A 12,045-nucleotide genomic window follows, 5' to 3' on the forward strand; every position below is an offset into this window, starting at 1 on the left:
TAAACATAAGCTGCATTGTACGTATGGATATTAAGTTTTAACCTTTAAGCTGTAATAGGGAGTTTTATATAGAGCTGGAATGACACGCCTTGTTCTCTTTTAGACAATAAGGACATGCAGGATAGTATCTGCGAACACCCACTTTGAGGAGTGGTGGTTTAAAACTTTCTAATGAATGTACGGCAAAGGCGGCTTACTTAAAAAGTCTAATATAGCAACACTAATAGAGCACCCTTGCCAGGAATGGTAAGGGTGTTTTTTTGTAGATTTTAAAATGGGGTTGTTTCTGGGGTTGAAAATTCAAATAAACCATCAAGTTAAGGGAAGAAGAAAAGCGGTTTTGCGCAGGTTTGGTAGATATGTGTACAGTCGATATATGGACTTACTAAAATAACGCTAAAACACTCATTCGACAATCACGGAGGAGTGTTTTTTATAGAAGGATAGCAACTATAAGCATCTAAACCCACGCAAGTGTGCTTGAAAGCTCCTATCATAGCCAAAAGAAACCTTGCACAGAGCGGTACGTTTAGGTAGGTTGGGAAAATTTTAACAAACCTTAATGAGCAGTTCAAAACACTTCATTTGACAATAATTTTCGATTTATGATATTATTATCTCGAATTAAAGATTTATTAATTAGAGATATAAAAGTCAAAATTAAATAGAGTATATTTTTCTTAATTATCTCTTCTTTTGATTATTTTAAGAAACTATAGGGAAAAGTAAAGCTATTACTTAGTAAAATATTCACTAAATATCTGTTGAATAAAAACGGTAGTAGTTTAGTAATACTTGCTACTAAGGTGGTGAAATAATAATTGAGTTTTTTTAGTAAACTATTTGGAACGCAGGAACCACAACAAGAGGAGGAAAAAACAATGACAAAATTAAATATAGGTATCATTTTAGGATCAACACGTGAGGGACGCGTTAGTCCACAAGTAGGGGCATGGGTAAAAGAATTAGCTGATAAACGTGGAGATGCAAACTATACAATTATTGATATTGCAGAATATAAACTACCACTTTTAGGTGAAGCAGGCGGCGATGCATCAGGTGCAGCAGCATGGTCAGAAATTATTGCAAAACAAGACGGATTCGTATTTATCGTTCAAGAATACAATCACTCAATCACAGGAGCACTTAAAAATGCTTTAGATTATTTACGTGAAGAGTGGAATAACAAAGCAGCAGGGATCGTATCTTATGGCTCAGTTGGGGGAGCTCGTGCAACTGAACATTTACGTGGCATTTTAAGTGAATTATTAGTAGCGCATGTACGTGTACATCCAGCATTATCATTATTTACAGATTTTGAAAATGGTACAGACTTCAAACCAGCTGCTGTACAAGCAGATTCAGTAAACCAAATGCTAGATCAAGTTATCCCTTGGACAACAGCATTAAATACAATTCGTAAATAATTATTAATATTGTAAAACGCTAAATTATAAAATGTACATGTTTGCATGTACATTTTATAATTTATTAAATAAATTTTGTGCAAAACGTTATCAAATAGATTGAAAGTTTTGCTCAGAACTTATTCCCATTCAAGTGCTTGCAACCAGCTAATAGAGGAGTTGAAACTATTGATTTCGATTGATCCCAAACAAAATAGTGAGCGAGAGAATTATAAACTTTTAATAGGTTCTATTATTCCTAGGCCAATTGCTTTCGTTACTACACAATCGGGTGGTGGAATTGTTAATGGAGCACCATTTAGTTATTTCAATATTGTTTCGTCCAACCCGCCGATGGTGTCACTAGCTATCCAAAGACCAAGTGGTCGAGTAAAAGATACTGCTCGCAATATTTATGATAACCAACAATTTGTTGTCCATATTGTCGATGATGAGAATGTAGCGAAAATCAATGAAACAGCAGCTTCATTGCCTGCTTCAGAAAGTGAAATTGAATTAGCGAATCTAACTTTGGTAGCAAGCGATAATGTTACGGTACCGGGCATAATGGAAGCAAAGGTTCGAATGGAGTGCAGGCTAATACAAGCAATTCCTCTAGGTGGAGAAGAACCTAGTAGTGATTTATTCATAGGGGAAGTAGTTCAGTTTCATATTGATGAAGGAATATATGAAGATGGAAAGGTAGATGCCAAAAGCTTAAATGCTGTCAGTCGTTTAGCAGGAACTAACTATGCGACAATTGGTAAAATATTTTCTCTTGAAAGACCTAAATAGTGAATTTCATTATGTACTGTAATAACACTCTTGCCAATAATGGTGAGAGTGTTTTTTATATGAATCGACCAGCTGTTGAATGAATTATTAGATACTTTACAAATGCATTAAAATGATATTTAATTAATTAGGCTAACTAACTAGTTTTATAATATGAAGGAGGATACTCATCTGAACTCGATGTTTGCTAAATTTAAAATACTGCAAAGACCCTATGCGAATGGTTTACAGCAAGTGTTAGGCCCATATCAAATGTCGGAAGCCCAATGGGGATTAATAAGATATATTTCTGAGGTTGGACCTGCGACAAATTCAGAAATCGCCCTCTACTGGAGTGTCGAGAAGCCATCTGTAACAGCGCTTGCTCAGAAACTTATTGACCAACATCTAATATATGTTGTTTACGGTACGGATAAACGAAAAAAAGTAATGCATTTAACAGAGGAAGGCATAGTTAAATATCAGCAATTAAAGAAAGTAGTACATACTTTTCAAGCTTCTCTTTTAGTAGATATCACGGAGGAAGAGTGTGAGGTAGTGGAAAAGGTATTAGAAAAATTGCAGCAAAATTTTAGGAAGTAGTGGTAGTTTATGAACAAGGAAAAACTTTGGACAAAGGATTTTATAATCGTTTCAACTATAAATTTTTTAGCGACATTAGTATATTTTTTACTACTTGTAACAATCGCATCTTATGCAAAATCGGAATTTGAGGCATCCACCAGTACGGCAGGCTTAGTATCTAGTATTTTTATTATAGGTTCATTAATAGGGAGACTTGGTGCTGGACGTTTCATCGGAATAAAAGGACCGACTACTATATTGTGGGTAGGTCTATCTTTCTTTACTATTACTTCCTTATTTTACTTTTTAGCAAACAGTATCCCGCTACTATTAGTTAACCGTTTAGCACAAGGGGTTGCCGTTGGAATTATAGGTACAGCTACCGGTACCATTGTGGCTCATATATTGCCGAGAGCCCGTAAAGGAGAAGGAATTGGCTATTTTAGTCTAAGCGCTGTACTAGCTACTGCGATTGGTCCTTTTATAGGGATTCTACTATTGAAGATGGAAAATGGATTCACAATCATGTTCACGATGAACCTTGCTTTGTCTATCCTCTGTATATTATTTTTGGCAGCTGTGAAACTAAAATTAGCTCCAATTAAACAACCAGAGAAAACAGAAGTTAAAAGCTCCATTTTATCTCAATTTATCGAACCGAAAGCAGTGCCTATTTCATTTGTGGCATTAATTATTGGGTTTAGTTATTCGGGCGTTATGACATTTTTGTCATTCTATGCAGAGTCCATTAATCTAGTTAGTGCCGCTAGTTATTTCTTTTTAGTGTATGCAATTGTTATTATTATTTCTCGTCCCTTTACAGGTAAACTAATGGATACTAAAGGTGCGAACATAATCGTATACCCATGTATTGTTCTATTTGCTATTGGCATGCTGTTGTTTAGCCAGGCTTCAGCAGGGTGGATGTTACTCCTTGCAGCCGCATTTATAGGTATTGGTTATGGTAACTTTAATTCTGTGGCGCAAACAATAGCAGTTAAAGTAACAGAGCCCCATCGTTTTGGTTTGGCTACTGCAACTTATTTTATTTTATTTGATATTGGTTTAGGGGTAGGACCATATATTTTAGGTTTTATCGTACCTAACACTGGATACCGTACAATCTTTGTAGCAATGGTTGCGGTGATTGTTATTTGTATTCCCGTTTACTATTTATTACACGGAAGAAAAGATAGAGAATTGATGAAGATAGTATAAGTTTTTGTTACAAAAAGCATTAACTAGAAAACGCCTAACGTACAATTCGTTAGGCGTTTCGCTATTTTTTAATATACTCAATCGTTTAGTTTACATTCTAACTTTCCATTTCCATGGATTTTTTTCAGTAGTAAACTTTCAATAGGAAAGATAAATGTCCAAGGCATGCTGTTTCTTGGTTTAATAACTACCTGAGGAATAGTGAAAATATGTTCTGCAACAACTGTTTCGTTTTCCTGGTAGGTAAATTTTTGATGTCGAAAAGTATGTGGTGTATCTGTAAAGTTGTGAATAAGAACAGTGATCAACACCTCACCTTTATAATTCATGGCTTCCCAAATGGGTACCAATTGTATACTCTCTTCACCTTTTTTACTGCTAACTTGAAAAATATCGGTTATCAGTTTTCTGTCATTGATAGCAATGGCCTTCTCCCATGATGCCTCAAATTGTAAACTTTGCAAATTCAAAACTCCTCCATTTAATATCATCTTCCTTAACCATACCAATAAATTTAATAGAATAATATCTTTCATTTTGAGCTGAAATAACCTCATAGTTATTCGACAATTTGGCGAATTTAATTAGTGTTAAAACTTAAGGACTACTAGTTTATAATAGTTTATGAGTATATTGTACTTTCAAATTAAAAATATTCAATAAAAATCGGGAAACACTGTAGATATTGGTTTAAATGACGGTTAAATAAAATAATTATGATAATAAAGACCTATTATTAAACGTTGTTAGAAATGAGGGGACTTGCCCATTTTTTGCGACCGGGTACAATTGATTATTTATTTAAAATGAAAAAAAAGTGGCGTAAAAAAACAAAAAGTTACCAAATCAATAGATATATGGTTAAAAGTGGATTATAAAAGTGTTTTTTAGAATATTAAACTTGCAAAGTAATTACTATTAGCCTAGTGAAAAAATACTAAAAATAGTTTATTTTTATCATTTTTCAATATTCAGATTATTTATGTCAGAATTCGACATTATTTAAGTTTGTATTACTTTATTGTTGTATATACACCAAGAGAAATTTAGATTGTCACCATTGATTCTATTTACCAAAATTTATTGGGAAGGAGGAGAGGGTGTTTTTTTGTGGGCTTTTGATAGTTCAGTTGGTAAAAAAATCTTAATAAAATTCAGGGAGGAATGAAGTTGAGGAAGAAAAAGAGTCAAACTAAAGTTCTTAGTGTTGTTGCTAGTGTACTAATGACGTTTTCGCTTGTTGCACCAAATGTAGTTAGTGCTGAAACGGCAAGCAAACTTCATCAATCGTTCAGGGATTCAAATTCCAATTCTATTTCTGCGAAGGACAAGCTAAACAGTCGATTACTTGAAAGTTTCAAAAGCGATGACAAAGTTACATTTCTAATAAAATTCAAGGAAAAATCAGATTCTTTACAAGTTGCTAGGGAAGCTAAGGAAAGAGCGGGAAAAGCAAATTTATCATCACATAATACCAAGCTTATTCAACGATCGGCAGTTGTATCAGAACTGAAGTCTACTTCCTTAGAATCTCAGCAAACTGTTACAGAATTTCTGGAGCAAGAAGTTGCTAAGGGAAATGCAAAGGATGTTGAGTCATACTATATAGTAAACGGAATGTCTGTTACAGCAACTCAGGAAATTGCTGAAAAATTGGCTACATTCCCAGAGGTAGAAAAAATATTACCAAATGAAACTCGTCAGTTATTTACTACAAAAACAGAGAACGCAGTCGTTCCAAAGGCAGAAACGGCTAATAGAGAGTGGAATGTAGAGCGTGTTAAAGCTCCAGAAGTTTGGGAGATGGGCATCGACGGAGCAGGAACTGTTGTAGCTAGTATTGATACAGGTGTGCAATGGGACCATCCTGCGTTGAAAGAAAAATATCGTGGCTTCAACAAGGCAAGTGGAGCAGTTTCTCATGACTTCAACTGGTTTGATGCAACAGCAGGTCGCGCTACTCCATATGATGACCAAGGGCATGGGACTCATGTTACAGGAACTATGGTTGGTAGTGAACCTAATGGTGCGAACCAAATTGGGGTAGCTCCAGGAGCAAAATATATCGCTGTTAAAGCATTTACTGCAAGTGGTGGATCAGATACTGATTTACTCGAAGCAGCGGAGTGGATTCTAGCTCCAACAGATGCAGCAGGCAATACACGAGTGGATATGGCTCCAGATGTAGTGAATAACTCATGGGGTGGCGGAGCAGGACTTGATGAATGGTACCGTGATGTCGTGATCAATTGGCGTGCAGCAGAAATTTTCCCGGAATTTTCTGCGGGTAATACTACTCTAACAAATCCTGGTGGAGCAGGTTCTGTAGCAGCACCTGCAAACTATCCAGAATCATTTGCAACAGGAGCGACTGATATTAATAATGCAGTAGCAAATTTCTCGTTACGTGGACCTTCTCCGTATGCAGAGATTAAACCAGATGTCTCTGCACCTGGTGTGAATATTCGTTCATCTGTACCAGGTGGGGTTTATGAAGGTGGATGGAATGGTACATCGATGGCAGGACCAGCAGTAGCCGGTGTAGCAGCTTTGCTTAGACAAGTGGATGCTGACATAACTGTGAATGAGATGGAAGAGATTCTGCTTAATACAGCAAACCCATTAACAGATTCTGTATATACAGCAGTTCCGAATCATGGATACGGATATGGATTAGTAGATGCATATGAAGCAGTAGGATCTATTATTACAGGTCTTGGAACATTAAAAGGACAGGTTTCAAAAGAAGGCGATGATACAGAGGGTCCAGTATTTGAACATACTGCTCCGGCTGAGACGTATGAGGGAATGGCTTTACCTCTAACAATATCAGTTACTGATAATATCAGTGTTTCATCAGTTAACTTAAACTATAAAGATGGAAGCGGCGCATGGCAATCAATTGAAGCGGGGCGCACATCTGGAGACTATACGGATGGTGAATACACTGTAGTAGTACCTGGAGAAGTTATAACAGGGGAAACATTTACGTACAAATGGACGATAAATGATTTCGGTAACAATGAGGTAGTTAGTGAAGAATATGGAATCCAAGTTAACCCTGGTATAACAGTTGGTTATTCCCAAGATTTTGAAGCTACACCTGTTGGTTGGACTTCTTTTGGGGAGAAGAATAGCTGGGAATGGGGTATTCCAACAGTAGGTCCTGATGGAGCTTCATCGGGAGAAAAAGTGTACGCTACTAACTTAGACGGAGCATATGAGAGTTCTATGAATGCTACACTCGTTATGCCTCCAGTAGATTTACCAGAAGGAAACTCATACCTACAATTCAAACAATGGCACGAGTTTGAACAATCTTCAGCAGGAAGAGCTTGGGATTATGGTCATGTGTTTATCTCTACAGATCAAGTTGAATGGACACAACTTTTAATGATCCAAGGTACATCTAATGGTTGGATCGACGCAGAGGTTGACTTGACAGACTATGCAGGTCAGCGAGTATACATTGGTTTTAACGCTTTCTCAGACGGAAGTGTTGTAAAAAATGGTTGGTATTTAGATGATGTTGTTTTACAGGATACTTCTCAAACAGGAAAAGTATCAAAAGGTGCAAATAAAGGTAATAACGGCAATAAAGCAGGTAATAGTGGAAATAAAGCAAACAAAGATAATAATAAAGAAACGGATAAAAAATCTTTGAAAGAAGCAATTGACCCTAAAACGATTAAACCTATAGTGCCTACTAAAATAGCACCACCAGTAGTAGAGACAATTGTTAATCCGACACTTCTACCATTAGGTGCTCAAGTAAGCGTCTTAGAATCTGGTCGCTCGGTTTATTCGAACCCGGCAGATGGTACGTATTCGCTTATGCATGGCGCAGGGACATTTACAGCTAAAGCAGAGTCTTACGGATTTGAATCTGAAGAAAAATCTGTAACGATCGAAGCAGATGGCACTTCAACTGCTAACTTTACTTTATCGGAAATTGAAGAAAATACGATAAGTGGCGTAATCACTGATCAATCGACGGGAGAGGGAATTGAAGGAGCAACGATTATCCTTGTAGAAGATGCAAACGTAACTCCAGTAGTAACAGATGCATCTGGTAATTACTCTCTAACTGCTTACGAAGGAGACTACACAATAAAGATAATTGCTCGTGGGTACCATAGCCAAGAAGTTTCAATTACAATTGGTCCTGATGCAACTACACAAAATGTGGCTCTAGAACCCTTCTACACATATCCTGGTGGAGAAATTGGATATGATGACGGAACAGCAGAAAATGCCCGCGCTTTCAATGCAGCAGGAAATGCTTGGGCTGTGAAGATGTCAATGCCTGAAGGGAAAGAGAACGGGATTGTGACAGATGGTGTTTTCCGATTCTGGGATACAGCATGGCCAAACCCAGGTGGAACGGCATTTGCAGTAGAAGTTTGGGATGCTACTGGGGTAGATGGTACACCAGGGAAAAAACTAGCAGGTCCTATAGATGCAACAGCACTTCGTAATGGTGAGTGGACTGTAGTAGATCTTACAGAACATAATATTACGGTAAATGGTGACTTCTTCATGGTGTACGTTCAAACTTTTGCAAATCCAAATACACCTGGTCTTGCAACAGACGAAAATGGAGTAAATGCAGGAAGAAGTTATCAAGGAGTATCTGGAGCATGGTCCCCTTCTCCAGCAGAAGAAGGGAATTATATGATTCGTGCCCGTGTTAGTTATGAAGTTGTTGGTCCAATTATTACATCACCAGAGACTGGTTTAGTAACAAATGAAACGCAGTTTACTGTACAAGGAACTGCTTCACCAACAACTACAATTGAGTTAACACAAAACGGAGAAGATGCAGGCTCAGTAATTGTTGACGAGGCTGGTAAATTCTCTATAGAAACGGAACTGACGGAAGGATCAAATGAATTTGTAGCAGTTTCAGTACTAGATGGTCGAGTAACTGGTCAATCTGAGCCTGCCACTGTTGTTCTTGATACACTAAAACCTGTATTAACTATCGATAGCCCGATTGACGGAGAAAAAACGAATCGTGAAACTGTAACAGTACAAGGTACTATTGCGGATGAGAACCTAGATTTCGTTCATGTTAACGGTCAAGCTGCGGCGGTTTCGAATGGAAAATACTCTAAACGGATTCTTCTAGATGAAGGTGTCAATGAAATTCTAGTAGAGGCTAGTGACAAAGCGGGGAATAGTGAAACGAAAAAAGTCACTGTTACAGCAGACTATAATGCCCCAGAAATTACAAATCTGAAGCCAGAAAATGATCTTTATTTGGCAACAGGTAGAAGCGTTAAAATTGAATTTGACAGCAGCCCAGGATTAAAACCTTCGTTTGTGATCCATATGCCATTAACTAATGTAGGACAAGTGACTAATGCAACTGAGCTACCTATGATGGAGCAAGGCAATGGACATTACGTTGGATATTGGACAGTGCCTGCGGATACTGTTGCGAATGGAGCAGTTGTCGAAGTGAAAGTGGTAGATGAATTCGCAAATGAAACAAGACAAAAAGCGACAGGTAAACTATTTGTCAATGTTCCTGCACCTGCGGGACAGTCCCAAGAAACTGAGACAGAAGTAAAGAAAGATGAACCGGTTCAAGATTCAAAAGAATAAATTTAGCAAAGGTGCCAAAGGGGAAAGTTCCTCTTTGGCATCTTTTTGCTTAGTAAAAGATACTTGTCTTTTCACTGATGGAAGGTTTTACTTTTCTTTTGCATATGATGGCTTAAAGGGGTGTAAAAGTGAAGGATTTTGTTAATGTGTTGTTAAATTTTCTACCACCCACCGCATCTATCCTTGAGTTGTCCGGACTGACTAATAGTCCCGCGGTGTTGTTGGCTGATATCGATAATGACCAAATCAATGAATTAATTGGTGCCTATAAGTATAAAGATCAAAATTACTTAGTGATTTTAAAAAATGTGGATAACCAGTGGCTACCTTTAATACATATAAAAGGAAGTGGATATGGTATTTCAAGTTTAATGGCGGCACCGATTACAACTAATTGGGTGAATACACTTATTGTTGGCTGGCAAATAGGTAGCGAATGGTCCAAGTTAGATTTACTACAATGGATGGATGGAGGCATTATTCAATTGCCCACTTCGAATATAGCTTATAGTAAGTTAGAAGTAGAAGACATGCCTGGTCTATACGGTCCTGATGGTCAAAATGAACTTGCGATATGGATACATGATACAGGCGAAGCCTACAAAGTAGATGTATATCGTTTTGAAGAAAACCAACTAGTTTTAGCTAAGGATGTATATCCATATTATTTTAAAAGGGTAGAAAGTTATTATGAAAGACTACTAAAATCTAATGATTTCTCCTACTATTGGTATTATTTAGCGGAAGCTCAAAAGAAGTCAGGGGATTTCGAGCAGTTTATGATTTCTATTGATAAGGCTCTATCTTTCAGTGAGCCGTACCCTTCACTCGAGTCTTTGTTAAATATGAGGAAGCAAGTGTTAGAGCATATGCAAAATAGTAGGAATAATAATGATGAAATTATTGTGTATTCTAGAGGGGACTTAACTGGGAATGGATTTTTGGACACTGTTTACTTAACTGGAGAAAAAACGGAAGGAAGCCCCTTTTGGCAGAATATCACTTTGAACGTTTTGTATCAACATGAAAATACGTTAGAAAGAATTTATTTAAATCAAAATGTTGGGTATAATCCCACCATCTTTCTTGGAGATTTTACTGGTGATCAAGTGGATGACATTTTAGTTGTTATTGATACTGGAGGAAGTGGAGGGACAATTTATGCATTTGTCTTTTCTTTTACGGATGGGAGTATGCAACAAGTATTTGACGTAGAAGATTTTAACGAAACCTCCAAGTTTCAAGTGCTTTATGAAAATTACTACAAAGTTAAAGTAATTAGCTCTAATCCAAACAAGCAATACGTATTAGATTTAGCATATAAAGGAGAAGAATATTTATCGGAAATCTATGATGGAAATGGAATTTTAAAGGAACCAATTGAGGGGTGGGTTGACCCTGTTGGTGGATTGTACCCGATCGACTTTGCCAGGGACGGTACGTATGAACTGATGGCTTTTCAAGAAATTGCAGGAAGATACCATGCTGATGCAATTGGATATGTTCAAACAGTATTAAAATGGGATGGACAAAAATTTATAGTGGAGAGGCAGAATGTTGCCATCTTTGGAGAGAACTTGTCTATCAAATAGTGAAAGTTAATATAATAAAGGTCGATTTTCTAAGTTAATAGAAAATCGACCTTTACAAAATTTATATGAATTTTTCAGATGCTAATATTATTGTGCAGTTAATCCGCCGTCAATAATGAATTCTGACCCTGTTGAGTAGCTAGACTCATCAGAAGCTAAGAATAGTACCATGTTTGAAACTTCTTCTGGTTGCGCCACGCGTTTTAAAGGAATGTGTTTAGCAAATTCTTCTACAGCTGCTTTTGTATCTTCTTGAACAACCATAGGTGTAGCGATAACTCCTGGATGTACAGAGTTTACGCGGATTCCCATTGGGGCTAAGTTTATCGCAGCTGCTTTCGTCATACCACGAACTGCAAATTTTGTATCAGTGTAACCTACAGCACCAGCCACTAAACCATTCATTGAAGAAATGTTGATGATTGAACCTCCACCAGTTTTCATCATTGAAGTTGCTGCAGTTTTCATACCCAAGAATACTGAGACTTGGTTAATGTCTACGATACGACGATATTCCTCAACTGTAATATCAAGCATATTTTTCGCCATTGTAATACCAGCGTTGTTTACTAATACGTTTACTGGACCGAAAGATTCTTCCGTTTTTGCAATAACTGTTGTCCAATCTTCTTCTGATGTTACATTATGTTTAATGAAAAGGGCATTTTCACCTAATTCGGTAGCAAGTGCATTTCCTTTTTCCTCATTTAAATCTGTTAAAACAACCTTTGCACCATGCTCAATGAATAATTTTGCATGTGCTGCACCCATGCCTTGTGCTGCTCCTGTAATAACTGCTACTTTACCTGATAAACGACTCATATAAAATGCCTCCTAAGATAGATTGATATAATGTGATA

8 protein-coding genes and 1 other RNA gene are annotated in these 12,045 nt (G+C 37.1%); 7 read left to right on the forward strand and 2 right to left on the reverse strand.

Features of this window, described 5'->3' with window-relative positions; all coding sequences use genetic code 11:
• The first annotated feature begins 4 nt into the window (after positions 1 to 4).
• The 5 genes from ssrS to MKX53_RS01980 all read left to right on the forward strand — a co-directional run bounded on the left by ssrS (position 5) and on the right by MKX53_RS01980 (position 3,983).
• A non-coding RNA gene (gene ssrS, locus MKX53_RS01960) (6S RNA) lies at positions 5 to 199 on the forward strand.
• Positions 200 to 821: 622 nt separating this feature from the next.
• A complete protein-coding gene (locus MKX53_RS01965; protein WP_340768083.1) occupies positions 822 to 1,427 on the forward strand; it encodes an NADPH-dependent FMN reductase in 606 nt (201 codons plus the stop codon).
• Between the two features lie 168 nt (positions 1,428 to 1,595).
• Entirely contained in the window at positions 1,596 to 2,201 is a 606-nt protein-coding gene (locus tag MKX53_RS01970) for a flavin reductase family protein (protein ID WP_340908670.1), read from the forward strand.
• A 153-nt stretch (positions 2,202 to 2,354) separates the two neighbouring features.
• The gene (locus tag MKX53_RS01975; protein ID WP_340908672.1) at positions 2,355 to 2,783 is read left to right on the forward strand and encodes a MarR family transcriptional regulator; all 429 of its coding nucleotides are present in this window, start codon (positions 2,355 to 2,357) and stop codon (positions 2,781 to 2,783) included.
• Positions 2,784 to 2,792: 9 nt separating this feature from the next.
• Positions 2,793 to 3,983, forward strand: coding sequence for an MFS transporter (locus tag MKX53_RS01980; RefSeq protein ID WP_340829256.1), 1,191 nt, complete (start codon positions 2,793 to 2,795; stop codon positions 3,981 to 3,983).
• A gap of 77 nt (positions 3,984 to 4,060) precedes the next feature.
• Here the strand turns inward: MKX53_RS01980 and MKX53_RS01985 are convergent, their stop codons facing one another.
• A complete protein-coding gene (locus MKX53_RS01985) occupies positions 4,061 to 4,447 on the reverse strand; it encodes an SLAP domain-containing protein (protein WP_340768089.1) in 387 nt (128 codons plus the stop codon).
• 700 nt (positions 4,448 to 5,147) lie between these two features.
• Here MKX53_RS01985 and MKX53_RS01990 point away from each other — a divergent pair.
• The gene (locus MKX53_RS01990; protein WP_340908675.1) at positions 5,148 to 9,593 is read left to right on the forward strand and encodes a S8 family serine peptidase; all 4,446 of its coding nucleotides are present in this window, start codon (positions 5,148 to 5,150) and stop codon (positions 9,591 to 9,593) included.
• Between the two features lie 128 nt (positions 9,594 to 9,721).
• A complete protein-coding gene (locus MKX53_RS01995; protein ID WP_340908677.1) occupies positions 9,722 to 11,185 on the forward strand; it encodes a hypothetical protein in 1,464 nt (487 codons plus the stop codon).
• Between the two features lie 87 nt (positions 11,186 to 11,272).
• On the opposite strand, the gene MKX53_RS02000 is transcribed toward MKX53_RS01995, so the two are convergent.
• Positions 11,273 to 12,007, reverse strand: a complete 735-nt coding sequence (locus tag MKX53_RS02000; RefSeq protein WP_340908679.1) for a glucose 1-dehydrogenase — start codon at positions 12,005 to 12,007, stop codon at positions 11,273 to 11,275.
• Positions 12,008 to 12,045 lie beyond the last annotated feature (38 nt).

It is taken from the genome of Psychrobacillus sp. FSL K6-4615 (genome assembly GCF_038008225.1).
Taxonomy (GTDB): Bacteria; Bacillota; Bacilli; order Bacillales_A; family Planococcaceae; genus Psychrobacillus; species Psychrobacillus psychrotolerans.

Bases quoted from the DNA above. Each gene is read 5' to 3' on its own strand.
- MKX53_RS01980 (WP_340829256.1), top strand. From the start codon at position 2,793: ATGAACAAGGAAAAACTTTGGACAAAGGATTTTATAATCGTTTCAACT.
- MKX53_RS02000 (WP_340908679.1), bottom strand. From the start codon at position 12,007: ATGAGTCGTTTATCAGGTAAAGTAGCAGTTATTACAGGAGCAGCACAA.
- MKX53_RS01990 (WP_340908675.1), top strand. From the start codon at position 5,148: ATGAAGTTGAGGAAGAAAAAGAGTCAAACTAAAGTTCTTAGTGTTGTT.
- MKX53_RS01975 (WP_340908672.1), top strand. From the start codon at position 2,355: ATGAAGGAGGATACTCATCTGAACTCGATGTTTGCTAAATTTAAAATA.